The 25653-nt window shown below is 49.0% G+C and carries 24 protein-coding genes; 6 read left to right on the forward strand and 18 right to left on the reverse strand.

The genetic code is table 11. The annotated features are described in order from the left end of the window. Window positions 1-149: 149 nt before the first annotated feature. From ACJ67_RS09520 to ACJ67_RS09535, 4 genes are all read right to left on the reverse strand, one after another. Complete coding sequence (locus ACJ67_RS09520) at window positions 150-1262, reverse strand: ATP-binding protein (RefSeq protein WP_231587142.1); 1113 nt, start codon at window positions 1260-1262, stop codon at window positions 150-152. A 57-nt stretch (window positions 1263-1319) separates the two neighbouring features. Beyond that, on the reverse strand, window positions 1320-2000 hold the full coding sequence (locus ACJ67_RS09525; RefSeq protein WP_018986574.1) for a response regulator transcription factor: 681 nt from the start codon (window positions 1998-2000) through the stop codon (window positions 1320-1322). A gap of 188 nt (window positions 2001-2188) precedes the next feature. Further along, the gene (locus ACJ67_RS09530) at window positions 2189-2761 is read right to left on the reverse strand and encodes a hypothetical protein (RefSeq protein ID WP_049638872.1); all 573 of its coding nucleotides are present in this window, start codon (window positions 2759-2761) and stop codon (window positions 2189-2191) included. Window positions 2762-2788: 27 nt separating this feature from the next. After that, complete coding sequence (locus ACJ67_RS09535; RefSeq protein ID WP_049638873.1) at window positions 2789-4678, reverse strand: ATP-binding cassette domain-containing protein; 1890 nt, start codon at window positions 4676-4678, stop codon at window positions 2789-2791. Between the two features lie 175 nt (window positions 4679-4853). Here ACJ67_RS09535 and ACJ67_RS09540 point away from each other — a divergent pair, with 175 nt between their 5' ends. The 3 genes from ACJ67_RS09540 to tldD all read left to right on the forward strand — a co-directional run bounded on the left by ACJ67_RS09540 (window position 4854) and on the right by tldD (window position 11116). After that, entirely contained in the window at window positions 4854-8705 is a 3852-nt protein-coding gene (locus ACJ67_RS09540; protein WP_049638874.1) for a YhdP family protein, read from the forward strand. 35 nt (window positions 8706-8740) lie between these two features. Further along, a complete protein-coding gene (locus tag ACJ67_RS09545) occupies window positions 8741-9598 on the forward strand; it encodes a carbon-nitrogen hydrolase family protein (protein WP_049638875.1) in 858 nt (285 codons plus the stop codon). Window positions 9599-9676: 78 nt separating this feature from the next. Next, a complete protein-coding gene (gene tldD / locus ACJ67_RS09550; RefSeq protein ID WP_049638876.1) occupies window positions 9677-11116 on the forward strand; it encodes a metalloprotease TldD in 1440 nt (479 codons plus the stop codon). A gap of 132 nt (window positions 11117-11248) precedes the next feature. Here tldD and ACJ67_RS09555 read toward each other — a convergent pair whose 3' ends face one another. The 3 genes from ACJ67_RS09555 to ACJ67_RS09565 all read right to left on the reverse strand — a co-directional run bounded on the left by ACJ67_RS09555 (window position 11249) and on the right by ACJ67_RS09565 (window position 14295). Beyond that, entirely contained in the window at window positions 11249-12055 is an 807-nt protein-coding gene (locus ACJ67_RS09555; protein WP_049638877.1) for a hypothetical protein, read from the reverse strand. A gap of 311 nt (window positions 12056-12366) precedes the next feature. Further along, window positions 12367-13533 (reverse strand): sugar MFS transporter, encoded by a 1167-nt coding sequence (locus tag ACJ67_RS09560; protein ID WP_049638878.1) that lies wholly within the window; start codon window positions 13531-13533, stop codon window positions 12367-12369. A 111-nt stretch (window positions 13534-13644) separates the two neighbouring features. Continuing rightward, entirely contained in the window at window positions 13645-14295 is a 651-nt protein-coding gene (locus ACJ67_RS09565; protein ID WP_231587143.1) for a hypothetical protein, read from the reverse strand. Between the two features lie 179 nt (window positions 14296-14474). Between ACJ67_RS09565 and ACJ67_RS09570 the strand changes: the two genes are divergently transcribed. Further along, the gene (locus tag ACJ67_RS09570; protein ID WP_049638880.1) at window positions 14475-14741 is read left to right on the forward strand and encodes a DUF2934 domain-containing protein; all 267 of its coding nucleotides are present in this window, start codon (window positions 14475-14477) and stop codon (window positions 14739-14741) included. Between the two features lie 80 nt (window positions 14742-14821). Here ACJ67_RS09570 and ACJ67_RS09575 read toward each other — a convergent pair whose 3' ends face one another. The 5 genes from ACJ67_RS09575 to ACJ67_RS09595 all read right to left on the reverse strand — a co-directional run bounded on the left by ACJ67_RS09575 (window position 14822) and on the right by ACJ67_RS09595 (window position 18909). Next, a complete protein-coding gene (locus ACJ67_RS09575) occupies window positions 14822-15880 on the reverse strand; it encodes a serine protease (protein WP_231587144.1) in 1059 nt (352 codons plus the stop codon). Window positions 15881-15927: 47 nt separating this feature from the next. Further along, window positions 15928-16407 (reverse strand): hypothetical protein, encoded by a 480-nt coding sequence (locus tag ACJ67_RS09580; protein WP_049638881.1) that lies wholly within the window; start codon window positions 16405-16407, stop codon window positions 15928-15930. A gap of 217 nt (window positions 16408-16624) precedes the next feature. Next, window positions 16625-17185 carry an elongation factor P gene (gene efp, locus ACJ67_RS09585; protein ID WP_018986563.1) on the reverse strand — a complete coding sequence of 187 codons (561 nt, stop codon included), beginning with the start codon at window positions 17183-17185 and terminating at the stop codon, window positions 16625-16627. Window positions 17186-17225: 40 nt separating this feature from the next. Continuing rightward, window positions 17226-18326 carry an elongation factor P maturation arginine rhamnosyltransferase EarP gene (gene earP, locus ACJ67_RS09590; RefSeq protein WP_049638882.1) on the reverse strand — a complete coding sequence of 367 codons (1101 nt, stop codon included), beginning with the start codon at window positions 18324-18326 and terminating at the stop codon, window positions 17226-17228. A 79-nt stretch (window positions 18327-18405) separates the two neighbouring features. Then, entirely contained in the window at window positions 18406-18909 is a 504-nt protein-coding gene (locus tag ACJ67_RS09595; protein ID WP_049638883.1) for a hypothetical protein, read from the reverse strand. A 376-nt stretch (window positions 18910-19285) separates the two neighbouring features. Here ACJ67_RS09595 and ACJ67_RS09600 point away from each other — a divergent pair, with 376 nt between their 5' ends. Continuing rightward, window positions 19286-19954 (forward strand): OmpA family protein, encoded by a 669-nt coding sequence (locus tag ACJ67_RS09600; RefSeq protein ID WP_369799078.1) that lies wholly within the window; start codon window positions 19286-19288, stop codon window positions 19952-19954. Window positions 19955-20043: 89 nt separating this feature from the next. On the opposite strand, the gene ACJ67_RS09605 is transcribed toward ACJ67_RS09600, so the two are convergent. Genes ACJ67_RS09605 through greB form a run of 5 tightly spaced genes read right to left on the reverse strand, consistent with a single transcriptional unit; the run spans window position 20044 to window position 22430 of the window. Further along, window positions 20044-20436 (reverse strand): hypothetical protein, encoded by a 393-nt coding sequence (locus ACJ67_RS09605; RefSeq protein ID WP_049638885.1) that lies wholly within the window; start codon window positions 20434-20436, stop codon window positions 20044-20046. Further along, window positions 20436-20774: a heavy-metal-associated domain-containing protein gene (locus ACJ67_RS09610; protein WP_049639861.1), complete on the reverse strand. Its 339-nt coding sequence runs from the start codon at window positions 20772-20774 to the stop codon at window positions 20436-20438. Before ACJ67_RS09610 ends, ACJ67_RS09605 begins: the two co-directional genes overlap by 1 nt. 25 nt (window positions 20775-20799) lie before the next feature. Further along, the gene (locus ACJ67_RS09615; protein WP_049638886.1) at window positions 20800-21456 is read right to left on the reverse strand and encodes a hypothetical protein; all 657 of its coding nucleotides are present in this window, start codon (window positions 21454-21456) and stop codon (window positions 20800-20802) included. A 51-nt stretch (window positions 21457-21507) separates the two neighbouring features. Continuing rightward, on the reverse strand, window positions 21508-21894 hold the full coding sequence (locus tag ACJ67_RS09620; RefSeq protein ID WP_049638887.1) for a DUF2946 family protein: 387 nt from the start codon (window positions 21892-21894) through the stop codon (window positions 21508-21510). 53 nt (window positions 21895-21947) lie between these two features. Continuing rightward, the gene (gene greB / locus ACJ67_RS09625; RefSeq protein ID WP_049638888.1) at window positions 21948-22430 is read right to left on the reverse strand and encodes a transcription elongation factor GreB; all 483 of its coding nucleotides are present in this window, start codon (window positions 22428-22430) and stop codon (window positions 21948-21950) included. Between the two features lie 252 nt (window positions 22431-22682). Between greB and ACJ67_RS09630 the strand changes: the two genes are divergently transcribed. Next, window positions 22683-25208 (forward strand): methyl-accepting chemotaxis protein, encoded by a 2526-nt coding sequence (locus tag ACJ67_RS09630; RefSeq protein WP_049638889.1) that lies wholly within the window; start codon window positions 22683-22685, stop codon window positions 25206-25208. A 54-nt stretch (window positions 25209-25262) separates the two neighbouring features. On the opposite strand, the gene ACJ67_RS09635 is transcribed toward ACJ67_RS09630, so the two are convergent. Further along, window positions 25263-25640 (reverse strand): hypothetical protein, encoded by a 378-nt coding sequence (locus ACJ67_RS09635; RefSeq protein WP_049638890.1) that lies wholly within the window; start codon window positions 25638-25640, stop codon window positions 25263-25265. Window positions 25641-25653 lie beyond the last annotated feature (13 nt).

The following is a 25653-nucleotide window of genomic DNA, read 5'->3' on the forward strand; positions in this document are numbered from 1 at the left end:
ACATCTTGGCACCTCTAAAAATTCAAATTCCGTTGCGATACTGCGTTGCTCATAAAAAATTTCTCCTTACATATCAATCATATGCGGCGTCAAAATTTTTTATTCTCGCCTTGTCTGGCTTAGCAATTTGATTTTTTAGAAGCACACACCTATTTTTTTGGCTCTTGTGTGAGCCGCGCTTGCCGTGTCGGCAAATGAATACGGATCATAAAACCATACGGATTCAGGTTAGCTGCTTTCACAAACCCGCCATGGGCTTCTACAATGTGCTTAGTCATTGCCAAGCCAATACCATGACCATCCACCTGTGAGGCACGACGGCCTCTTACAAACGGCCTGAAAATCTGTTCCAGCTCCTGTGGGTCAACCCCCGCGCCCTGGTCGCGCACTTCCAGCGTCACCTCTCCAGTGCGTGCGCTGTGCTGCAATTCAATGGAGACAATGCCCTCTTCAGGCCCATATTTCACGGCATTCCGAATGACATTATCGATCGCCCTTTGCAGCAATTCGAGCTGACCTTCTACCACCACATCATCTTCAGGCATGTCCAGACGAACTTTGGCTTCATGTTTTTCGAACAAGACGTCCCCGACAATGCCTGTTAACAAACCTTTTAAATCCACCTCTGTTTTTTGCAACTTATGCATGCCGGATTCAAAGCGGAAAATTTCCAGCAGCTCGGCAATCATTCTTTCCATGCGAACCGCTTCCAGCTCTACACGCTGCAATGAACTTTGCATTTTTTTAGGATTTTGCATGACCAGGCCAACGGCCATTTGAATTCTGGCAAGCGGTGAGCGTAATTCATGCGAAACATGATGCAACATTTTTGACTGGCTTTTGATCATGTTATCAATGCGCGATGTCATCAAATCAAACGCCTCAGCCAATTCTGAAAACTCGTCATGACTGGCAGTAATTTTCGGGCTGACCACTCCCGGCAATTCTCCGTTTGCTGCACTTTTGAGATGTTCGAGCAGCAATTTAACAGGGTGAGAAATAGACCAGGCCAGAATACCTGCAAACACAGCACTCGCTATCAAACAAAACAAAAGTGCTGAAATCGGAAAATTTAAAGATAACTGCGCATAATTTAAAACCCGCCATGTCCCTAAGCTGGTTTCATCCTGTTCAATGACAGCCGGTGGACAGCTTGCGGTTGGCAGACAAGGTTGTTGAACCTCGCGATGATGCAGGGCCTTCTGGTTTAATTCCCACTGGACAATATTACCAACGGTAATGACCGTAGAAATAAGCGCCAAGAATAATGCTGCAAATAACTTCCAGAACAGGCGCCCCATAGGCCATGTAACTAATGATTACTCTCGAACAAGCTGGTAACCGACCCGGTAAATGGTCTGTATCACATTCACACCGCCAGAGGCATCAGAAATTTTTTGGCGAATACTGCTAAGGTGTACATCAATGCTACGGTCGTACTTGACTAAAGGGCGGCCTAAGGCCTTGATAGATAAGTCCTCTTTGCTGACAATCGTACCAGCATGCTTGGCGAGAATTTCAATCAGGCTGAATTCGGTACTGGTGAACACAATTGGCTTGTCAGCCCAAAATACTTTCCTGCGCTCGCTAGAAACAACCAGTTGCCCCACGACAATATCGTTACCTTTGGGCATATCAGCGGTCTGACGACGCAAAATAGCACGAATCCTGGCCACCAATTCTCTGGGTAAACAGGGTTTTTGCACATAATCATCGGCACCATCTTCGAGGCCTTCAATGCGGCCTTCATTGTCATCTTTTGCCGTTAACATCAACACAGGGATATCGGAGTGCTGCCTGATATTGCGCAAGGTCTGCATGCCATCCTGGCCAGGCATCATGACATCCAGAATGACCAGGTCAAATTTACCTGCCAGCACATACTGCTCACCCGTTAAGCCATCGTGGGCAGTCGTCACCGTAAAGCCTTCTTGCGTCAGGAACTCCTTCAGCATGTTAGCTAATTCAACATCATCATCAATTAACAGCAGCTTGCTCATTTATGTCCTCTTACAGATAGGAATGCTTTTCATTTATCTTTAGCCTTGGAATCTTATCGAACAATCAAATTGATTAACAAGCGTAAATACGATAATTTTACCCAAGTTTGCAAAGCGTGTCTCAGCAAAGCGTGTCTCAAATGTAAATATTGATTTAAATATATTCAGAAGGTTCATGTTGCAAAACCTTATTCTGCAGTAAACGCCTCACACAACTGGCTCAATAACTGGCCAAATAGCGGCAACACATCTTCAGCACTATGCGGGCTATCATCATCCGTGGTCGCGACCAAATAACTGATGGTGACTTTATCCAAGTTCTCACGGTACTCCAGCCAGTGTTCAGACTCTGCTTCTGCAATCAATTTAAACTTGTGAAAACCGGACTCAATGATTTCGGCCAGCAGCTCTGGCGCCAACCCGTCGAACAAGGTTTTGGCAATGGTTATTTGCGCCCTGCCATAGTCTGGCTGCAATCCATCCTGGGTCAATGGCATGAACAGGAAGGCATAAATCATCAACCCAAAGCATTGATACACACCCAGCATTTCAAAATCACTTTCAAGTTCATCTGCCGGATGGCGGCCAGCCGTCTGGATAGCCCTGAATGTCAGGAAACTTGCCAGGTAGTGTGCCGAATCTTCAATATCGGTATTGGCCAATGCTGAGACAGCCTCCGCTTCAGACAAGTGATCTGCACGTGTCTGCGCCTGGCATAATTGATGCATTAACCTTAAACGCTGTTCATAAGTCATTTCCATATTTGAATCCTCGTCCTAATTGTAGTACTACTCAATCTCGGGCAGGGCTTCCAGCTTTTCCTGTACATCAAGCCATTCCGCCTCAATTGAATCCAGTTGTTTTTGATTTTGCGCTTGCGCAATCAGTAATGCCTGCAGTGTTTCGCGGTGTTCAACATTGTAAATATCACCATCCGCCAATTTGCTTTGCAAGGCCTGCTTTTCTTGCTCCAACTGCGCCAACTGAGTTTCAAGTGAGGCCAGCGATTTGAGCAAAGGCCTGCGCTCAGCCAGGCGTGCCTGCCTGTCAGCTTTTTGCTGATGATAACTGTTTTGTTTGGCAGGCGCCGCCTGACTGGACACCGTCGCTGTCTGTGCCACATTAAGCAAGAACTGCTTGTAATCCTCAAGATCACCATCAAACACCGCGGCTTGACCTGCGGCCACCAGCACAAATTTCTCGCAACAGGTGGCTAACAGGGTACGGTCATGTGACACCATCACCATTCCTCCCTCATAGGCCTGCAACGCCATCGACAAGGCATGACGCATCTCAATATCCAGATGGTTGGTCGGCTCATCTAGTAAAATCAGGTTAGGCCGCTGCCAAATCAACATTGCCAATGCCAAGCGGGATTTTTCACCTCCAGAGAATGGTCCGCAAGGCATTCTGGCCATGTCACCCCTGAAATCAAAACTCCCAAGGAAATCGAGCAGCTCTTGCTCCCTGGCTAATGGGTCCAGCCGCTGCAAGTGTTGCAATGGCGAGTCGCTGGCAACCAGCTGTTCCAGCTGATGCTGGGCAAAATAACCGATGCGCAGGTCCTTGCCTTCCACGCGCTCACCTGCCAGCAAGGTTTCCGATTGTGCCAGCGCTTTAATCAGGGTGGATTTACCCGCACCATTCTTGCCCAGCAGGCCAATACGTTCACCAGGACGGATCGCCAGGTGCGCCAACTTGACCAGAGGCTTATCCGCATAACCAAGCACAACCTGGTTCATGACCAGCAATGGATCCGGTGCGGGGCTAGCCTCCCGGAAACCAAAACTGAAGGGTGAGTCTACATGCGCGGCACTAATCAGCTCCATCCGCTCCAGGGCCTTAATGCGGCTTTGCGCCTGGCGCGCCTTGGTTGCCTGAGCCCGAAAACGATCAATATATTTCTGCAGATGTGCCATTTGCTGCTGTTGCTTCTGGTAACTGGCTTGCTGCAAAGTCAATTTTTCAGCTCGCTGGCGCTCGAAATCACTATAGCCGCCACGATACAAGGTCAGTTGTCTCTGTTCGATATGCAGAATATGGTTGACCGTATTATCCAGAAACTCGCGGTCATGTGAAATGAGCAACAGCGTGCCACGGTAGGCATTGAGCCAACCTTCCAGCCAGATCACCGCTTCAATATCCAGATGGTTGGTTGGCTCATCGAGCAATAGCAAATCCGACCGGCACATCAACGCGCGCGCCAGGTTCAAGCGCATGCGCCAGCCACCGGAAAAGTCACTGACCGGCTGGCTTAATTGTGGCTGTGAGAAACCCAAGCCCGCGAGTAAGGCGCTGGCCCTGGCCTCGGCACTGTAACCGTCGATGTCTGCCAGGCATTGATGCCATTCGGCCACCTGCAGCGGATCCTGTTGCTCACTGCCCAGATGCGCCTGCAAGGTGCGTAACTCTTCATCACCATCCAGGGTGTAATCGAGCGCAGATTGTGATAATGCCGGGGTTTCCTGAGCAACATGCGCAATCACCCAGGAGGGTGGCATCAGCAATTCGCCTACATCGGCAACCAGCTCACTACGCAGCAAGGCAAACAGGGTAGATTTACCCGCACCATTTGCCCCGGTCAGGCCTACACGGTGCCCCGGATGCAATTGGAAGCTGGCATTTTCAACCAGGGTTTTACCTGCTCGGGAAAAAGTCAGTTGTTTAAACTGAATCACTGACAGTCACTTTCATCTGAAACAGAATCGCAAAAGAGTGGCATTTTAAACGAATCATTCATGCTCAGGCTGAATAATTCAACCGCAACCGCGTGCTTACACTGCGGCTACGCAACTGTTTTCGAGTAAAATAGTCTGTTAAACCATCAACCCCTCACCCTTGCTTAACGCCCTTATGCCCTTGCAAAAAATCAAACGCTGGCTGGTGTCTTTCCTGATTGTCATCTTTGTCATATTGGCGGGCATTATTGGCACTATTCAATTCTACGTATTTCCACACATAGACGATTACCGCGGAAAAATTGAACAAGCGCTCAGCGAGTCACTCAAGCAGCAGGTGACCATTGCTCATATTGCCATCCGCTGGCGCGGCCTGGCGCCCCAAGTGACACTGGGGAAGGTGGTTGTATTTGATGCCGAGCATAGGCCAGCCCTTGAGCTGTCGAAGGTCACCACGCGCCTGTCCTGGAGCAGCCTGGCGACGCTCTCCCCGGCACTGATTAGCCTCAGCATAGACTCGCCCAATTTAGTGGTGAGACGCACCGCTGACGGTGAATTGTTTCTGGCAGGCATTTCCATGTCTGGCCAAGGCAATCCGGCCTTTGCCAACTGGTTGCTGGCACAACGGCGTATCAAAATTTCAAAAGCCACGGTCACCTGGCTGGATGAAAAAAGACAAGCCCCGCCGCTCTTACTCAAAGATTTGAATATTCAAATCTTGACTCCGGTCTGGCAACGCTTGCTGAACCGCCATAGCATTCATATTGATAGTCTGGTTTCAACCGGGACGCGGCAGAGGATCACCGTCGAGGCCGTGGTAGTAGGGAGCGATGTCGCCAAACCTGAGGCATGGCACGGCGAGATATCCCTACGCCTGCCAGACACAGATATGGCAGCCTGGGGCCCATGGCTGGACCTACCAGTCAACGTGAATGCGGGCAAAGGTAACCTGACCACCACACTGGCATTTGATGCCTTGCAACTGCAACGATTAGCTGCGCAAGTGCAGCTCAAGAATGTCGCCGTGACACCGGCCAATAAATCCCAGACGTTCGTGGCTAAAAGCATGTCTGGCGAGCTACGCTGGCAGCGCGTTGACCAACGTTTTATGCTGGCACTCAAACATTTCTCAGCGGATATACACCCAGGAGTGGTGCTGGAAGATACCAATGGTGAGCTGCAATGGGATAGCCAGGGCCATGAAGGGGTGCTGACCGCGAAAAAATTTACACTGGCCCAAGGCGACCTATTTGCGGAATGGCTCCCGGCCGACTCTGCCGTTGCCAGGTATCTTGAGAATATGGCACCCGCTGGTCATGCTTCGCAAATCAAGGCACGCTGGTTGTACAAGCAGAATCAATGGCGTGACTATTCAGTCGCAGCCGACTTCAATAGTCTGCATAGCAAAGCCTACGAAAACATCCCAGGGTTGGATAACTGGTCAGGGCAACTGTCCTTACGTCCGAATGCGGGCAGCATTGAGTTTGATACCAGCAAAGCGAGTATTGAATTGGCTGGGCTGTTACGCTGGCCATTACCGATAGATCGCCTGCAAGGTGAAGTCGAATGGCGCAATAACGGCCAGAAAACACTGATTAGCACACGTAACCTGCACTTTAGCAACCCACACCTGGCCTTGCGTACCAACCTGGAGTATCAGCTAGGCGCAACAGGTGGCGACACCATACAGCTGCAAAGCCAGATTGAACGCGGCGACGCCAAGTTTGCACCGTTTTATTACCCGCTCATATTAGGGGAATCGACCTTACACTGGCTAGACACTTCTATTCTAAGCGGGCAAATCAAGCACGGTGAAGTGATCGTTAAGGGGCGGGTGCAAGACTTCCCCTATGTGAATCAAGCACATCACTCCGATCCCTCCGTCGGCTTATTCCGTGTCACGGCACAAGTTGATAATGCCAGCCTGGAATATGGCACCGATTGGCCAGTGATCCAAAATATCGAAGCGCTGCTTAAATTTGAAGGCAAGCGCATGGATATTAGTGTGAAAAACGGCACGACGGTTGGGCAGCATATTACACAAGCACAGGTGGAAATCCCCAGGCTGGATGCCGACTGGCCTATGCTGAATATCAAAGCAGCGGCGACCGGCACGCTTGAGCAAGGCATCAAGTTCGTGAACACCAGTCCCGTGCGTCAGGTCACCATGGGATTTACAGACTACCTGAAAGCAAACGGCAACGGCGAATTAAAGCTGGCATTACAGGTGCCCCTCAACGATGTCGATGCCAGCCTGTTCCAGGGCGATTACAACATCAAAAACGGGCACATTGCTGCCAACCCGCAAATTGCCATGCCAGAAATGAGCAACATCAACGGTCATTTGAAGTTCAATGAAAAAGGGCTACAAGCACAAGGCATACAGTTATCAATGTTTGACAATCCTGCCAGTGTCAGCCTGAATACCCGGCCTGATAAATCTGTCGTGATCCAGGGTAGTGGCCGCATCACTGATGCGGCGCTCAGAAAACTGGATAACAATACGATTACCAGAGCCTTGCATGGCAGCACAGACTGGAAAAGCAACTTGTTGATCCAGGCGCCTAATATCCGGTTGGATATTCGCTCTCAACTGCTTGGCATGGCCATTGATTTACCTGAGCCTGCTAAAAAAAGCGTCGACACCCCTGCAAACTTAACTATCCGGTTGCGCCAGGAAACCGGCCAGCCGGACAAGATTGCCATCCTCTACAACGACTGGATACATGCCAACTTTCTGCGTAACCCCAATAACCAGGCGACACCGTTCACTGCGGGCGAAATTGCCATCAACACCCCTCCCCGCCAACCTTCTGGGAACGGCATCAATTTGCGTGCGGATTTCCAGAAACTGAATGTGGATGAATGGCTGGCATACCTCAACCAAAGTAGCAACAACCAGGCCAGTGGCGCTTCGTCATTGTCTTTAAACCAAATCGAACTGACGGCTGGTACTTTGCATGTGTTCGACCGTAACCTGCATCAAATCAAGCTCAATATGACACCTGACAATGAACGTTTGAAGCTTTCTATCCAAAGCCAGGAGTTGGCAGGCGATGCAGATTGGCTGCCTGGCAAACCCAGCAAATTGGTCGCAAAACTGAATTACCTGCGCATTCCACGCAGCATGGACACCGACAATACTCCCAACACGGCAGAAATTCGTCATCAGGACACAGGCTACCCTGAGCTGGAAATTACTGCTCAAGACTTCCAGTTTGGCGACAAACAGCTAGGCAGCCTGGACCTGAAAGCATTCAACAGTGGCGAAAGCTGGGTGATCCAGCGCATGAATCTCACCAATCCTGATAGCCAACTCACGGCCGATGGGATCTGGCGCAACTCCATCCGCAACCCGCAAACCCAGCTCAAATTCAAGCTGGCCTCGAGCAACCTGGGCAAAACCCTGCAACGATTCCAGTCCAGCGGTGAAATGGTCAAGGGAGGAACAGGCAATATGAGTGGACAGCTGGGCTGGCCAGGTAGCCCGCATGAGTTTGCCGTAGAAAGGCTGGATGGCAACTTTACTATGCAGCTGGAAAAAGGCCAGATCCTGAAAGTACAACCGGGCGTTGGCCGCCTGCTCGGACTATTGAGTTTGCAAAGCCTGCCTCGCCGATTGACGCTAGATTTTCGCGATCTGTTTAGCGAAGGCTTTGCTTTCGATAAAATCACTTCAACCGCAAATATCAGGGATGGTATTTTACGCAGTGACGACCTGTTTATGACCGGGCCTGCCGCAGAAGCCACTATCAAAGGTGAAACCAATTTAAAAGCAGAAACACAACGCCTGCGTGTTAAAGTCGTTCCTCATATCACTGACTCAGTCTCACTGGCAGCACTGGCGGGTGGCCCCATTGTCGGCGTGGCCGCATTTGTCGCTCAAAAGCTGTTAAAAGACCCGCTTAACAAAATCAGTGCCAGTGAGTATATGATTACAGGGACCTGGGATAACCCGCAGGAGGCGGATATAGATAAAAAGGCACCTACTGCCCCTTCTGTTCAACCCTTAAACAATCAGCGTTAATGCGAACATCCTAATTATTTCATCGGAAAATAGCCATGGCAGAAAAGAAAACCAAAAAACTGAAATCTACAGCCAGTGATGACATCGTTAAAGTCGCCGCCGTTCAAATGGCATCCAGCCCCAACGTATCAGCCAACCTGGTAGAAGCCAAGCGGTTGATCGAAATGGCTGCCAAGGCAGGCGCAAAACTGGTCGTGCTCCCGGAATACTTCTGCATTATGGGGCTGAAGGATGTGGACAAGGTCGCTATCCGTGAAAAGCAGAATGAGGGCCCCATCCAACAGTTTTTGAGCAAGACAGCCAAGGCCTACAAAATCTGGATAGTGGCTGGCTCTGTCCCACTGGAAAGCCAGCACGCAAACAAGGTCCGCAATAGCTGCCTGGTTTACAACGATAAGGGCGAGCAAGTGGCTCGTTATGACAAAATCCACCTGTTCGGTTTGGACATGGGCACGGAACACTACCATGAAGAAAACACCATAGAGCCTGGGGACACCGTAGTGACCCTGGATACGCCTTTTGGTCGTATTGGCTTGTCTATTTGCTATGACTTACGTTTCCCTGAGCTGTATCGCGCCATGGGCGAAGTCGACATGATCGTCGTGCCATCCGCCTTTACCGAAACCACAGGCAAGGCTCACTGGGAAACACTCATCCGCGCCCGCGCGATAGAAAACCTGACCTATGTCATCGCTTCGGCACAAGGTGGTTACCACTTATCCGGCCGCGAAACACATGGTAATAGCATGATTGTTGACCCTTGGGGCGTAGTACTGGACCGGCTGCCACGTGGCTCAGGGATTGTGATTGCCAATGTTAACCGCAATTATATTAAAAACCTGCGCCAGAGCCTGCCCGCCTTGAAACACAAAACCATTAAGGCAATTTCATGAAAACACTGAGCGCCCTATTGGCACTCTTAAGCAGAAATAGGCTCCAACCTTAACAATTGAAACGACTTTAAATTGACTATGCAAACCCTACTGACCACCGCCAATGACCTGTTGCTCCGCCCGGCCGGGCTAGACCAGACTGCGTTAACCAACGTCCTGTCTGGCATGATGACGCACAACATCGACTATGCGGACCTGTATTTTCAATACAGCCGTAGCGAGTCATGGGGCCTGGAAGAAGGCCAGGTCAAATCAGGCAGTTTCAATATAGACCAAGGCGTGGGCGTACGTGCGGTGAGCGGCGAGAAAACCGCCTTTGCCTATTCTGATGATATCCATCTGGATGCCTTACAGCAGGCGGCACAAGCGACACGAGCGATTGCCAACCTGGGCCAGGAAAAAACCGGCCACAGCATTATTACGCGTAGCCATACCCCGCTCTACCTGCCACAAGACCCAATCGCCAGCCTGAGTGCGGACGCCAAGGTCAAACTGCTTGAAAAACTCGAAAAATATGCCAAAGCGCAAGATCCACGCATCACTCAGGTCATGGCCTCGATTGCGGCCGAATACGAAGTGGTACTGGTCGCGCGCAGTGATGGTGTGATGGCCGGTGATGTACGTCCCTTGGTGCGCTTATCCCTGCAAGTCATCGCTGAACATAATGGACGCCGCGAGCAAGGCTCCAGCGGTGGCGGTGGCCGTTTTGATTACAGCTACTTCACCGACGAAGTGCTACAAGATTATGCACAAAAAGCTGCACACCAAGCCCTGGTTAATTTAGATGCGCGTCCCGCACCGGCTGGCAGCATGACCGTGGTGCTTGGCAACGGCTGGCCAGGCATTTTGCTACATGAAGCCATCGGCCATGGCCTTGAAGGCGACTTTAACCGCAAAGGCAGCAGCGCTTTCAGCAACATGATAGGCAAGCAAGTCGCAGCCAAAGGCATTACCATCGTCGATGACGGCACCATCGCCGACCGTCGTGGTTCATTGAGCATGGATGACGAAGGCAACGCCCCGCAAAACACTGTGCTGATTGAGGACGGCATTCTGCGCGGCTACATTCAAGACACACTGAATGCTCGCCTCATGGGCATGGGCCTTACTGGTAATGCGCGCCGAGAAAGCTACGCACATATCCCCATGCCGCGCATGACTAACACCTACATGCTCAACGGCGACAAAGACCCGCAAGAGATTATTAAGTCCGTGAAAAAAGGTTTGTATGCCGCTAACTTTGGCGGAGGTCAGGTCGATATTACCAGCGGGAAATTCGTCTTCAGTGCAGCGGAAGCCTACATGATTGAGGACGGCAAAATCACCTATCCAGTGAAAGGTGCCACCCTGATTGGTAACGGTCCGGACGTACTGACCAAAGTCAGTATGGTTGGTAACGATATGGCGTTGGATAGCGGCGTTGGTACTTGTGGTAAAGAGGGTCAAAGTGTACCGGTGGGTGTGGGACAGCCTACGCTGAAGATCGATGGGTTGACTGTAGGTGGGACATCTGCTTAACAAGTAGATTTAATTTTCTTGGCTTATAAAATCACTTCAGTGTTCGCACCCGCATGGATGCGCCACATTACTAATGTAGATATGGCATTTCTAGAAAAAATTGAGCAAATATTTAATTAATCACTTTTTAGATTAAGGCGCATTTTTATTGACTATACCCGACATAATCTCCAATAAAAAAGATGAAGCCTGACCTAATAAATAAAGAACTATAGCTCCTATTACCCCTCCTACTACTGCCTGCATCAACCAATGTAGATTTTCTTTATCCGAGCGTATAAATTTGATGTTTGGAAATGATATATGTATCAATCGAAGGCAAAAGTGATTCAAATACGTCCATGTATTTGAAAAAATCAGTAACATAAATAAAAAAGTAAGAATATATGCATTTTCTACTGTCAACTTAGGTGCTATTTTTGATGCCGCCCAGAGACTCAATAGAAACCCCAAAGTGACTCCAGAAATTTGTACTCCCAGAGCAGTCCACGCCGAATAGGCCCATCGATTTTTATTTTGGAACTTTGCCAGTCCCTCTTGGATTGAAGAAAAAGATGCGTCAACCCAATCTCTATTGTCCGACGTCGCAGTTAAATATGATGTATTAGGGTCTTTTTCATCCAAGCGAACTTCCAGAACTGTACCAATAGCTCTTTGCGTTCTTAAGCTTTCAAAAGCTTCAATAGTGATAATAATTCTTTCTACAGATTTCGCTATTCGGTAATACCTGAGCAAATCATCAATTGTGTAAACACGATACCCTTTATCATCAAACCGAATAATGAAAAATAATAAAGCCTTTTGATCGTCAGCATCTTCATCTGCAACTGAACTATTGTATAAATTAAGTCTTTCAAAAAAAAGTGATGCTAAGTTAACTAAGTCTTGTTCATTGATTGTTATGTTTCGAATATGTTCATCTCTTAAAAAATGTGCCATTATCGCCCCCTATACATCTATTAGTATATTCTTAATAACAACGATCAACTGCACCCTCCAACTCACACTAGGGTTGAATTAACGTCTAAAATCCAAAACATTTTCAAATACTCTGCCCTCGCCATACTTAAGCCTTGTAGGGTGGGCAATTAATTGCCCACGCGTCGAGAAGCATCTCAATACATCCGGCACTACCATTATCTCTATGTTTTTCTAGCTATCCATGTTTTAAGGTGCAATTTACATAGCGCGACAATTCCATTAGTTTTTGGCTTTATCGCGCGTGGGCAACAAGTTGCCCATCCTACAGGCTAAGCTTTTGTAAAATTTCTGAGTCCTAACCAAGCAATATAAACATAACAAATCACCGGCAATATAAACGCGTGATGCAAGCCCAAACTATCGGCCAGCAAGCCGGTCAGCAAAGGCACAATCGCACCACCCAAAATCGCCGTAGCCAACAAGCCTGATCCTTTTTTCTCCTGCCCATCTTTGAGGCCTTTAATCCCCAGCGTGAAAATGGTTGGGAACATGATGGAGTTACACAGGCCGACTAATGCCATGGTGGCAATTGCCAAGGTGCCAGTGGTTTGCATGGAAACCAGAATCAGCACGACGGCGAGCAAGGCATGCGTCATCAGCACTTTGGCGGGGGCAAACATTTTGAGGGTAAAGATACCGATAAATCGGCCTATCATGGCGCCGCCCCAATATAGCGCGACCAGCGGAGCAGCTTGTGTTTCTGCCACATGGCTGATTTCCATCACGTAATTAACCAGGAAGCTGCCAATCGCTACTTCGGCACCCACATAGGCAAAAATACCAATCACGCCGAGTAACAAGCCTTTTTCTTTCAAGACTTCCAGCCAGCCACTTTCATCTGCTTCTGTCGTTTCCATTCCAGATAAATTGATTTTGGATAGCACCAGCGCAATGATGATTAGCACGCCAGCGATCAAGAAATACGGATACACCACGCCTTCGGCGTAGACCGAATTGGTTAAGCCGGAAAGAATGAAATAGGCGCCAAAGAATGGCGCCACAAATGTCCCTAATGAATTAAAAGCCTGCGCCATGGTGAGGCGTGAAGAAGCCGTTTCTTTAGGGCCGATAATCGCTACACATGGGTTTGCTGCGACTTGCAGCAAGACAATGCCTGAGGCAAGGACAAACAAGGCCGCTAAAAACAGGGCATAAGTATGTAGCAACACGGCTGGGTAAAACAGCAGGCAACCTAATGCTGCCAGGGCAAAGCCAATCACCATGCCTTTTTGATAACCCATTTTTTCAATTAACTTGCTAAAGGGGATCGAGGTCAAACCATAGGCAGCAAAAAAACAGAACTGAATCAGGGCGGCCTGGGCATATGTGAGTGAGAAAATGGACTTTAAGTAGGGAACCAGAATGTCGTTTAAACAGGTGATAAACCCCATCATGAAAAACAGGATGGTGAGCGAAGTCAGGGCTTTTTTATACATGGGGCTCTCAATGCAATACAAAACGCATGCACTACAACATAAAACGGCCTGATTGGGAAGCCTAGGCAGGAATTTTCAATAGTGAACCGCCCCCTGTTACGGCTAGAAACCTCATGGACAAGACTGCCCTGATACGGATGGTATGCGTTGCAGTATTGAGTCCAGCGTAGAAGAAACAAGCTGTTGTGATGCCGCCTCCTGCAGCATCGGCACGGCCTTAGGACCGCTTATCAACCCATGATACCGTTTTTGAAACTCGCGTAAGCTACAGGCTAACGTCTGCATACGTGACATATCCTGTTCGGCTGGAATGGCAAACTCGTTTTCTGCACCATAGCCATGAAACAGGCTGGTTTCCAGGCCTACCACCAGCGCCAGCACGTGGTCACCCTGGAACTGCTCATCAAATAACAAATCCAGTGCTTGCTGGTCTTGTAACCTTTGCAAACCATCAAAGCGCCAGCCAAATTTGCCATCAAACACCCACTCTGTCATTTCTCGTGGGCCGACCTGTGCACTCTTGCTTAGCTCCTCTGGGTGAGATTCATACAAAGCGAGCATCAGTGCCCGCAAATCTTCGCTATGTGCCGACATGACTTGCTTAGGCGAGTCTACTTTGATGGCTTGGGCAGGCAGCCTATCCGTTTTTTTGAAATGATTTTTCTTGGCAGTATGGCTGGCTGAAGCTTGATCAGGTTTTTGCGTCACGCTTGCTGCAAATACGGTACTGAATATCCCCACAGAAACCACGAATACAGACATCAATCTCCAAAAACACATCCCTGAACCACCTTCTCTTTGATTTAGATTAAATTAACTGATAAAACAAGCGCTTATCATGGCCTTGCACTATTGACGCTTATTGCCGGACTGCCTAATATAAACATTGAAAGGCCACAAGCCTTCGCTACTTTACCCACCTCTAGACCAAGGAGAACTGTATGGCAACTAGCAAGACCTCTGATACGTCCGCAAAAAAATCCACTGCTGCAAAAAAAGCAGCGCCGAAAACAACCGTCAGCAAAACTGCAAAACCTGCAGCGACCCGCAAGAAAACCGCCAAACCCACCATTACCACCAGCGAGGACCGCTACAAAATGATTGAGGTAGCTGCTTATTACATCGCCGAGAAAAACGGATTTGGGCATGATCATTTGAATTATTGGTTGCAGGCCGAAAAACAAATAGATCACCAACTTAACGCTTAATCATATCGAAGCCAGGCCGCAATTAGTGTTCTCTAAAAAAGCTCAGCTGGCTTCGTCTGATCATTTTTCAAGCAATACTATCAATCACTTGTCTGGTGTTTTCGCTGGTTAGTAAACGACCGATAAACACTATCTTTACGAGCAAACCGTATATCGGCACCACTGTGTTTAACGTACTCCAGATAAGAAATAATCACTGGGTGACTCAAACGTATTCCATATGCAATATAGGGATAATCCGACAACGGCACATCCCGCTCAAAAAATTTCCAGTGCGGGCTTTTGTTGTAAAAACGCTCCACTAGACTTGTGACTGCCACCAACTGATATTGCCCACGTGGACCAAGCGCAAGCCAGGGACCACCTGAGTCGCCCACTGTAGGCATTGCCAGGTGCTGGTCATATTCCAGGGTTTTCAAATTCAGGCGATTCACAGCAAGCAAGACATTATCCAGGTGTGCAAGCTCTTGGGTGTATTCGAATTGTGCACGCGATTTGAGGTGCAGCATTTCGTCCTCCAACTGGTAAGGCGCAGGCAGAATTTCTGTGAAATCTTTTACCGACTGTATGATTGACCGCTCGGCACAGCGAGGTTGTCGAGTATCAGGTTCAAGATACCCACGCCCATATCCGCAGATCATGAGCTCATCTGGCAGGGGCTCATCCTGCATAATTTCTAGCGGCTGTATATTCTCGGGCACAGTCGCATCAAATACTAACACTGCAACATCAAGGGTGATATCTTCGGAGACTTCTTCATAAGGCCGGTAAAAGGTCTGCCGAATCCTCACATCCTTGAGACCTAATTGATCTGACTGTGCAATTGTGACATCGGGCAATCCGTCAGTGGCTCCCAGTTTAGCTTCGCGTAAACAATGCGCAGCTGTGATGAGGGTGAGAGGCTTTACCCCTACGACAATCGCACTACAAACCGAATCGTAATACTCCCAGGACTCTGTGGAATGTAAAAAATGCGCATGCTGAATATTGATTTTAACCGTGGATATCGCCTGGGCAGGGAAGGTTTCACCATGTATCAGTGCCCACGTGGAACCTGGCCATGCAACAAACAACAGCATAAGCCATGAGTTCCATAGGCATTTGGCAGAAAATACCCTACCCTTCAATACTCTAGCCATAGCGCGTAGCCTTGATGACAGACTGACACCCATACTACGCTCTCAAATTATTGTGACAAGTTTTTTTGGGCGTTATTTCTCAACACAATTGGACCAAAACAGGTTTCTAGTGCTGGATCATCGTCATCGCATGAAATAAACGAATATCCATCCGGCCGGAATAGTAAATAAGATACCACCTCTTTATTTGTTTCAGTGACTTGCTTAGTACAGTCTTTTGCTTTGTTGCTCTGAGTCACGCGATGAGTCAGCTTAAAGAAACCATGCTCATCTGGTTGTGGTGTCACTTCATACTTTGCTTCCAGTTGCTCATCACCGCTGGTAAAGGCGGCCACACCATCTTCGCGAAACCAGTAAGTTTCTATACATTCCGTATCAGGCAGCTTGGATTCCCAATAGCCGATCAAAGGGTGTTTAAGAGAGCGTGGGTCTTCAGCATGCGCTGAGGGACAATTTAGCAAAGAAAATACCCCCAAGCTCAAAGCTAGCATGCAATATAAAGTTTTTTTGTGTTGTATGACTGTCATGATTGTCTCCTGAAGGCCTTGCACAATTTACGTGATTATTTAATTTTTAAAGCAAATGTACGGTAACGATGCTCTACAATCATCAAAAGCGATACCTTGCCTTATGAAGATTGTCATAAACATCGCCTCTGTGACTTGAGCAGGCAAAAAAAAATCCCCAACAGTGGTTGGGGATTTTAATGTCAGGAATAACTAACAGCAGTATTCGTGAAAAAATCTACTTCATCACACGGTTACGGTATTCACCGGTACGTGTATCGATCTCGATTTTGTCGCCCTGATTGACAAACAAAGGCACTGGAATTTCAAAGCCGGAAGCAATCTTGGCTGGTTTCATCACTTTACCGGAAGTGTCGCCTTTCACAGCTGGCTCGGTGTAAGTGATTTCACGCACCACAGTGGTTGGCAGCTCGATGGAAATCGCTTTGCCTTCGTAGAAACGCACTTCACATGGCATACCATCTTCCAGATATGGCAGTGCATCTTCCATAAACTCGGCATCCACATCGTACTGGTTGTATTCAGCGTCCATAAATACGTAGGTAGGATCAGCGAAGTAGGAATAAGTCACTTCTTTCTTTTCCAGCACGATCACATCAAACTTGTCCTGCGCGTTGTAGACGTTTTCGCTAGGCGCTTCAGTCAACAAGTTTTTCATTTTCATTTTCACCACAGCCGCGTTACGGCCGGATTTGTTGTATTCAGTTTTTACAACCACCATTGGGTCGTTGCCAATCATCACGACGTTGCCAACGCGGAGCTCTTGAGCAATTTTCATAATAAGCCTTAATTTGTATGCGGGATTTGAAAGCGCGGAATTATACCCGATGTGTACGGTATTTCTCAATAAAAATCACCAAGTTAGTCGCCAAATCGACTTGTTGTGACTGGTGCAGCTTGAACGCCTGCGCATGCTGCCTGAATTGTGGCAATACAGATAGCAGAGACTCCCAATCAGTGGCTTGCCAGCTGCCTTGTGCCCAAGCTTGCATGGCATGTTGGATGACTGCAGAAAGCGGTGTTTCTGCCTGTGCCAAGTAATGTTGCATAAACGCTTTTAATTTCACCAAGTGGGTCTCTTCGCTTTGCTGGTAAGGCAACCAGATCATGGGCTTACCCGCCCATATCGCACGGATCCAGCTATCTTCACCCCGCACAAAGTTGAAATCGCATAAGTAAAGCAACCGGTCGTACTCAGCCTGCGACAAAAACGGGATGACGACAAACTCGGCTTGCTGGCGCTGAATATGTTGTCCCACTTCCAGCCTAGTCACACCAAGTACGTTTGCCAGCATGGGGGCCACAGGTTCAGGCACCATGACGCGCACTGCCTGGGTGGAGTGTTGCAGGCTGTTGACCAGCCCGGCCAAGGGCGCATGCGCATAGCAAAACAGCGAAAGTGATAATTTGCCCGCAGCGGGGACCAATCCTAAATCCTCCCAACTGGCGTGCGTTTGCAGCGTCGTGAGGCTGGCTTCCCGCAGTAATCCGCCTGTCAATGGCGTAAAACCCGGATAGAAAAAATGTCGTACGAGCCCGTTGGCTTGTGGTGAAGGTTGCGCATGAAAGCCTTCTACCCAGTTTTCGGCCGATAAATAATCGACATTCACCCAGATAGACGACTGTTGTGGCATCTGTTGCTGATACGCCTCAGGCAAGCCACAGCCAAAGGTTTCTATCACAACGTCCGCTACCTGCCTAAAGTCAGCGTTCTCTGTCCAGTGTTTTAAGGTAATGCGCGCATGCCCCGCACAGACAAAACGCTCTGCCAGCGCCAGGTCATCCACCCATAAACAGATATGCCGGCCATGCTCTTCTGCCAGTTGCTGCGCCAGGCGCCAGCACACGCCAATATCGCCAAAATTATCAACGACCTTGCAAAAGATATCCCAATGGGAGCGTGGCAAATCAGTAGACATGGGGATGATAGTTAAATCAGGCAGGCAATCATGTGCGGATAGTCTAACCGAACAGCACGAAAACTTCGATGCCAGCCGTTTAATCGGCGAGTACGGTATCAGCTTGAGCCGTTTTCAGCCAAGTCAGTTGTAATACCTTGGCATCGGTAGAAGCCCGGTGTTGTTGTAATGCCAGGCTCTCAAGGATATGTTGCTTGGTATCGTGCCAGGCAGCTTTCTGCTCCGGGGTCAGCGTCAGGCTTAAATCTTCCAGCTTGAAGTGAGGACTCAGACCGGCGGCTTCATACAAACGGTGTAACCAGACAAAATCCTGATACCAGCCATCGGTATATACCGTTTTGCCATTGAGTATATGATTCAAATGCAAGGCAATCTCGCGTGGCGTCGCGCCATCATCCTCCAGAGACTGGCGGGATTGATGGTGTAGCTTTTCGGCCTCTTTATCCCAATGCAACCAGTCCGCATGTGGCTGGACTTGCGCACTCCAGACATGGCCTTCCGTATCGACGTAACCGATCTCGACCGGGTAACTACCCGCGCCAAAACCGGAGGCTTCAATATCTAATATGACTGGAGGAACCATCAACTTACCTGAGTGTATCTTCTCTATAATTTTATCTGCACTTGCTGCTAGTATCTTAGTATTCAACGGCAGAAAAACAGCGTGCTTTAATTAAACCCAGATTTTCCATTAGGCGATTTTCAATCTACTTGAACGTCAACTTGTCCATTTTGTGTCTTTTCTGCGCAAATTATCGGTCAATAGAATGACTATTGCCCTCAAATTTCCCCAAAAAACCCATCAAACTGTCCAGCGTTGTCATTTCAAGTCCTAATGGAAAATCTGGGTTAAAGTAGAATTATACGCACTTCATGGAGTTGGGGACTGAACTTCCAAGGACCTGGCTGGACAAACTTACGAGTTTCAAACTACTTAAGGGAAAACAATGCATAAAATAATGACGATCTCTCTGTTAATCGCTGCCTTGGGCACATCCGGTTGTGCAAGCATGACTGAAACCCAAAAAGGCACAGCCAAAGGGGCTGGTATCGGCGCGGCAGCAGGCGGTGTCATTGGCGCCGTTGCAGGTGGCGGCAAAGGGGCTGTTATCGGTGCAGCCGTAGGCGCTGGCGCTGGCGCAATTGCCGGCAACATCTGGTCCAAAAAGATGGAGGCCCAAAAACAGGAAATGGAACAAGCGACGGCTGGCACAGGGGTTGCCGTCACCAAAACAGAAAACAACCAGCTGAAACTAGAAATTCCGAGTGACATCTCGTTTGATAAAGGCAAAGCCAACATCAAGTCGAATTTCCGCCCTATCCTGGACAAGTTTGCAACCGGTTTGCAAAATAATGCAGCAGCCCGCATCACGATTATCGGCCATACCGACAGCAGTGGTTCAGATGCGATCAATGATCCATTGTCCGTGAATCGTGCTGCCAGCGCCCGTAGTTACCTGGTCGAACGCGGCATTGCAATCAGTCGCATCACCATTGATGGCCGTGGCTCACATGAGCCTATTGCAGCCAATGATACTGAAGCGAACCGGGCGAAAAACCGTCGTGTAGAGATTTTTGTGGCAGAACCAGAGGCTCAGGCACAAGCCCCTCAGGCGGCACCAAAATAATCTTCAGCTCAACACAAAAAAGCCGACTCCGCAGTCGGCTTTTTTATTTGCTTCTCCCAATCCTCCAAAAATCGGGAGGTTGCAGGAAATTACGTAATAAACAAAGGCGCTAAAAACGCAAAGAAACTGCCAATCAAAAAGATCACCACAGAAACCCAGTAAATCCAAAGGCTTTGTCGGCGAGTTTGCATGCATAATGCAGCCAATTTTGCATCTGCCGGGCAAGGTAACAAGCGAGCACGCCATTGCATCCAACCTGCCAGCAATAACATGGCGCCCGCTAGGCCAAACACCAACGGCTTATGTTCGCTGATCCAGATCAATTGTGGAAAATGACTGATCAGACTGGTCAAGGTAGCCACTGAACCAATCGCCACCAGTGTCGCTGGCAAGGCGCAGCAAATCAACGTAGAGCCACTGGTAAACAGCGACAACAAGTTGAGACGTTTGCTGGCTTGCAGCTGGTTAATTTCTGCTGCCATTACTTGCCTGCCTTCTCGGCTTTAGCAATGTCCGCCTGTATGGCATCGACCGTCTGGTTTACACGTTCCAGTTTGCTGACTGAATAACCTGCATCCTCAATCACCTTGCTAAATGCATCATTCGACACATCCTGCCCCTCTTTCAATTGCAGCGCAACCACGCGGCTCTTGAGGTCCACAAACGCAGACTGTTTTTGTGGCAAGGCATTGAGTTTTTTCTCTATGCCTTTGGCACAAAAGGCACAGACCATGCCATTTACTTCGGCTTTGATCGTGGTTACGGCAAACGCCGCAGGCATGATGGCAGATAACATTAAAGTCACTAATAATTTTTTCATTTCAATATCCTTTAAAAATAACAGGTTAAAACACAAACATGGCATTCAAGCGCGGTGCAAAGCCCTCGCCCTGCCATGGATTGGTCACACCAAATTCAAGAAAATAGTTTTTGTTAATCAACCGCAATGCAGGGGTCACCTGCAAGCCAGGGTCATTGTTGCGCATGGTTTTGGCCTCAATCACAAACCATGGCTGCGTTTCGTTAAAGCCGGTTTCATAAAACGAAAACCCGGCCTGAACGGCTGCAGTGTCATAGTTCATGTGAGGTGCCCGGATCATGCGGGCTTTGGCCAGGAAATACAGCCGGGTGGATTCGATATCAAACTGCAAGCTGGGTGTGTAGGCGAAGCCGTCATACTGGCCGCGCGCTTCGCCTATACTGCCATTGAACCAGATATTGGCTTGAGCGGCAGGCAGGTTCCAGCGTTTGATAATGCCGGTGTAATTGATGCCGGAAATCGTGGTTGCCCGCTCACCCTTGCCCGACATGCGCATCTGCTCGACGCCAATGGCATGCCCGAACGTGGGCGAATAGTTCAACATCCATTCCTGGTTATAGCGACCGATTTCGGTCATGAGCATGGCGCTGTCTTCAAACCCCATGAGTGCCGCCGCATGGACGGGCAACATCATCTGGCTTAAAACAAAGGCGCCTGATGCAACGATGTGTTGCTTAAGCATAAAGCCTCCATATTCAAACAAACAAAACGATGGACGGAATTGTCCTGAGTGTTAGCTGAATATGGGTGGCTTGATGGCGGGAGGATAGGTTTGACTATGCACAGGATCTGCTGCAAATAATGGTACAGCAGCAGATTGTGTCAGGATGGCAATACGCGGGAAAGCGTCTAAACGTGCGACGCCAGCACTCATCACGCAAAACCCGCACACCGTGCAAGCATGATGACTGGCAGGTGCATGATCGCCTGTTGAATCATGTCCGGCAGGGCCGTCAGCCTCAGTGCTGTGTGCAGCCATATGATGGCATGGCATTGCCTGTGTCTGGTCATTGGTCGCAATGACTTGTTCCGCCAATGCCATTTGCAATGACATGACGTTGGCGGCCATGACAAAGCATGGCAACCAGCAAATCAGGAACAAGCAGAGACGTTTACGCATATACCGCTAAGATAAAGCCCGTCATCAATTAGTTCAAGCTTCTATGCAAGTTTTTACGCATAGCGGATATCGATGATTTCATATTCGGTTTCAGCCGCTGGTGTGATAACGCGTATGGTATCGCCCAGATTCTTGCCCAATAAGGCTTTCGCCATCGGTGAAACCCAGGAAATATAACCTTGTGCCGGATCAAGCTCATCTTGCCCCACAATGCGGATAGTCATTTCACTATCATCATTCAAATTGAAGAGCGTCACCCAGGCGCCAAAATAGACTTTTTCGGTATTGGTCTGCGTGTTGCTGTAAACAATTTCAGCCGCATCCATGCGCTTGGTCAAAAAACGGATACGAGAGTCTATCTGGCGCAGGCGCTTTTTACCGTAAATATAATCGCCATTCTCACTACGGTCTCCATTACCGGCTGCCCAGCTCACGACGCGCACAACCTCTGGTCTATCCACTTTAATCAGGTACTGGAACTCCTTTTCAAGTGCAGCATACCCTTCAGGCGTAATGTAATTCTTTTGTTCAGCCATTGCATCCTATATCCGTTTTGCACATACGCCCGTAGGCGTCTGCATTTATTTTGTGCATATCATACAACGTAAACAGTCTTCACCGCGTCCGCTTTTTGCTCCTGAATGTCGCTATATGAATCTTTTGTGAAGCTTTTATTAAAACGCTTCATTTACTGGTTTATTTTACGTAAATGGACTTGTACGCCACAAAGCGCGGCGTGCGGGCAACGCAATGTTGCTGGTTAACCAAGTATGATCCTGAGGAATTGCATGAAGAAATCCATCGCTCATTTGAATGTAGGCACCCGTTTATTTTTAGGTTACGCGCTGCTTATCCTGTTTACTGCCTTTATTTTTGTCATCGCCTGGCGAGGCTTCAACCACATTCACCAGACCTGGCAGCATTTTGAAAATGTACAGCTGGTCAAAAGAACACAAATCGAAAATGCCAGCAAAGGCTTAGGCGATGCCATTCATCATTTTAAAAACTATGTGCTACGTGGTGGACGAGAAGCCAGTAAATTTGAGCGTAGCATGGAGGATATTGAGCAAGCGATGTCAGCTTACAAAGCCACGGGAGAGCTAAATACCCAAGAGCAGGAAATTTTAGGCAATATTGCTTTGGCCTTGGGCACCTACCGCGATGCCATGAAACGTTGTGAAGCACTGAAAAATGATGGCATGAGCGTGACCGAGATTGACGCCACGGTGAAAGGCGCAGACAAGCCGTTGAACCATTCATTGCGTTTGCTGATGGACATGAATATTGCCGGGGTAACCGAGGCTTCCAGCCAGTTTGCGTCCACCATCGCTCGTGCCAACAAACAAATTGAAACGGCTTTATTGGTGGCGGTCATCATGGCGATTGGTATTGCCTGGAAAATGACACGCTCGATTACCAACCCGCTCAAACAAGCGTTGAGCTTGTCGCAACATATTGCTAATGGTGAATTCATCACGCAAGACTCGCATACCAGCAACGACGAAACTGGCAAACTGCTGCGCGAAATGCACCGTATGCAATCTACCATCCAGCGCATTGTGGAGTCGCTTAATGAAATGTCAGCCCAGCATCGCGCCGGGATGATCGATTACCGCATCGACAGCCAGCCGTTTCATGGTGCCTACCAGCAGCTCACTAAGGGTATTAACCAGATGGTAGAAGAGCATATCCTGGCACAAACCAAGTCGCTGCAGGTGGTGACGGCCTTTGGCCAGGGGGATTTTAACCAGCCACTAGAGACTTTCCCTGGCCAGCGTAGCTATATTAACCAGAGCATTGAGCAAGTACGCCAGAACTTCCAGCTACTCATGGAAGATGTGCACACTTTGTCGCAGGCAGCTAAACAGGGCCAACTCAATATTCGCGTGGATGTATCGCGTCATCAGGGTGAATTCAAACAGATTGTGGCTGGCTTTAACCAGACACTGGACGCCGTTGTCTCCCCACTGCAAACCACGGCACGCTACCTGGACCAGATGGCCGCAGGCAATATTCCTACCCATATCGAAGAGCATTTTGTGGGTGACTTCAACCTGGTGCAAACCAGCCTGCAACATTGCACAGGGGCTATCCATCAACTGATTGCCGATGTGCATCACCTGGCCTCAGCCGCCCAGCAAGGCCAACTGAATACGCGTGTCAATATTGAAGCCCACGCAGGTGACTTCCGCAAGATTATTCATGGTATCAACCAGACGCTGGATGCGGTGGTCTCACCTTTGCATGTGGCCGCAGATTGCGTCAAACGGATTGCGGCTGGCGATATCCCCGCGCCCATCCATAACCAATATCATGGCGACTTCAAGGTGCTGATCAACAACCTTAATACCTGCATTCTGGCTGTGAATCGCCTGGTGGAAGATACGCGCCAAATCGCGGATGAAGCACAGCAAGGCCAGTTATACAGCCTGGTGGATGTCACCGCCCACGCCGGTGATTTCAGGCAAGCCTTGCAAGGCTCGCATGATATTTTGCAGCGCATGGTCGCACCGATACAAACCGTCAAGCAGGCGGCAGAAACTATTCATGTCGCTGCTGCGGAAATTGAAAAGGGCAACAATGATCTTTCACGTCGCACCGAAACCCAAGCCAACGCGCTGCAAGAAACCTCAGCGAACCTGGAAACCTTGACCAACAATATCCGCCAAACGGCTGAGCATGCCCAGCAGGCCAGCCTGCAAGCCAACCAAGCAAACCAGATGGCACTACAAGGCGGCGAAGCATTCAATGCCTTAACCACCACCATGCAAGGCATCAATGAAACCTCGGCCCAAATTGCCCAGATCACCAGCGTGATTGACAGCATTGCTTTCCAGACCAATATTCTGGCGCTAAATGCTGCGGTAGAAGCCGCCCGTGCCGGCGAAGAAGGCCGTGGCTTTGCCGTGGTGGCAGGTGAAGTACGCAACCTGGCACAACGCTCTGCCGCTTCGGCCAAAGAAATCAAGGAGCTTATCGCGGCATCCGTGAGCCAGACGAATGCCAGCGCCAAGCAAGTCAGCCAGGCTGGCCACACCATGCATGAAATCGTGCATGCCGTCCAGCAGGTTTCTAAAAGCATACAGGCTATTTCCGAGGCCTCAAGCCAGCAAAGTAGCGGCCTGGAGCAAATCTATGAATCCATGACCTCGATTGATGAAACCACACAGCAAAATGCTGCATTGGTGGAAGAAGCAGCTGCAGCGGCCGAGAGCATGCTGGAACAAGTGCACACCTTGGTTGAGTCAGTGAACCAGTTCAAGACTGAGGCACATGAGTCACATGTGCGTGATCATTTGCGCCTGATTGCATAACGCTTCTACCCATAAAAAATGCTCCTAAAAGGAGCATTTTTTATTTAAACAACATCAGTCTTCCTTGACTTCTTCGACATCATTCACAAAATGACTGGTCTCACCAAAACAGCTGGAGGGCACGCCTTTATGTTCTTCATAGTGCAGGCGAACACGCTCTCCGGATAATGCATTGATTTTCGGGATGACAGCGGGATCGCGTACCGTGAAATAAAATTTTTCAGCCTGCGTGCCTGGCACGGTCACAAGCACTAGCTCTCCCTCCCAGGTTTTACATAGCCAGCCCTTGTGCGATAGTTTCTGCACATACCCCACACGCTCACCGTCAGAATAGATCCAGGTCAGGCTGCCCCAGGTATACAAGCTGAGCAGAGCAATAGGCAGCACGAGGATCAGGAACGTCCATTTTATAAATTTGGCAAAAGCCGACATGTCACTACTCCGT

The organism is Methylophilus sp. TWE2, from assembly GCF_001183865.1.
Taxonomy (GTDB): domain Bacteria; phylum Pseudomonadota; class Gammaproteobacteria; order Burkholderiales; family Methylophilaceae; genus Methylophilus.

Excerpts from the sequence above, each read along its gene's own strand:
- ACJ67_RS09525 (WP_018986574.1), bottom strand. The coding sequence starts at position 2,000 with ATGAGCAAGCTGCTGTTAATTGATGATGATGTTGAATTAGCTAACATG.
- ACJ67_RS09530 (WP_049638872.1), bottom strand. The coding sequence starts at position 2,761 with ATGGAAATGACTTATGAACAGCGTTTAAGGTTAATGCATCAATTATGC.
- ACJ67_RS09540 (WP_049638874.1), top strand. The coding sequence starts at position 4,854 with ATGCCCTTGCAAAAAATCAAACGCTGGCTGGTGTCTTTCCTGATTGTC.
- ACJ67_RS09545 (WP_049638875.1), top strand. The coding sequence starts at position 8,741 with ATGGCAGAAAAGAAAACCAAAAAACTGAAATCTACAGCCAGTGATGAC.
- tldD (WP_049638876.1), top strand. The coding sequence starts at position 9,677 with ATGCAAACCCTACTGACCACCGCCAATGACCTGTTGCTCCGCCCGGCC.
- ACJ67_RS09555 (WP_049638877.1), bottom strand. The coding sequence starts at position 12,055 with ATGGCACATTTTTTAAGAGATGAACATATTCGAAACATAACAATCAAT.
- ACJ67_RS09560 (WP_049638878.1), bottom strand. The coding sequence starts at position 13,533 with ATGTATAAAAAAGCCCTGACTTCGCTCACCATCCTGTTTTTCATGATG.
- ACJ67_RS09565 (WP_231587143.1), bottom strand. The coding sequence starts at position 14,295 with ATGTCTGTATTCGTGGTTTCTGTGGGGATATTCAGTACCGTATTTGCA.
- ACJ67_RS09570 (WP_049638880.1), top strand. The coding sequence starts at position 14,475 with ATGGCAACTAGCAAGACCTCTGATACGTCCGCAAAAAAATCCACTGCT.
- ACJ67_RS09575 (WP_231587144.1), bottom strand. The coding sequence starts at position 15,880 with ATGGCTAGAGTATTGAAGGGTAGGGTATTTTCTGCCAAATGCCTATGG.
- ACJ67_RS09580 (WP_049638881.1), bottom strand. The coding sequence starts at position 16,407 with ATGACAGTCATACAACACAAAAAAACTTTATATTGCATGCTAGCTTTG.
- efp (WP_018986563.1), bottom strand. The coding sequence starts at position 17,185 with ATGAAAATTGCTCAAGAGCTCCGCGTTGGCAACGTCGTGATGATTGGC.
- earP (WP_049638882.1), bottom strand. The coding sequence starts at position 18,326 with ATGTCTACTGATTTGCCACGCTCCCATTGGGATATCTTTTGCAAGGTC.
- ACJ67_RS09595 (WP_049638883.1), bottom strand. The coding sequence starts at position 18,909 with ATGGTTCCTCCAGTCATATTAGATATTGAAGCCTCCGGTTTTGGCGCG.
- ACJ67_RS09600 (WP_369799078.1), top strand. The coding sequence starts at position 19,286 with ATGACGATCTCTCTGTTAATCGCTGCCTTGGGCACATCCGGTTGTGCA.
- ACJ67_RS09605 (WP_049638885.1), bottom strand. The coding sequence starts at position 20,436 with ATGGCAGCAGAAATTAACCAGCTGCAAGCCAGCAAACGTCTCAACTTG.
- ACJ67_RS09610 (WP_049639861.1), bottom strand. The coding sequence starts at position 20,774 with ATGAAAAAATTATTAGTGACTTTAATGTTATCTGCCATCATGCCTGCG.
- ACJ67_RS09615 (WP_049638886.1), bottom strand. The coding sequence starts at position 21,456 with ATGCTTAAGCAACACATCGTTGCATCAGGCGCCTTTGTTTTAAGCCAG.
- ACJ67_RS09620 (WP_049638887.1), bottom strand. The coding sequence starts at position 21,894 with ATGCGTAAACGTCTCTGCTTGTTCCTGATTTGCTGGTTGCCATGCTTT.
- greB (WP_049638888.1), bottom strand. The coding sequence starts at position 22,430 with ATGGCTGAACAAAAGAATTACATTACGCCTGAAGGGTATGCTGCACTT.
- ACJ67_RS09630 (WP_049638889.1), top strand. The coding sequence starts at position 22,683 with ATGAAGAAATCCATCGCTCATTTGAATGTAGGCACCCGTTTATTTTTA.
- ACJ67_RS09635 (WP_049638890.1), bottom strand. The coding sequence starts at position 25,640 with ATGTCGGCTTTTGCCAAATTTATAAAATGGACGTTCCTGATCCTCGTG.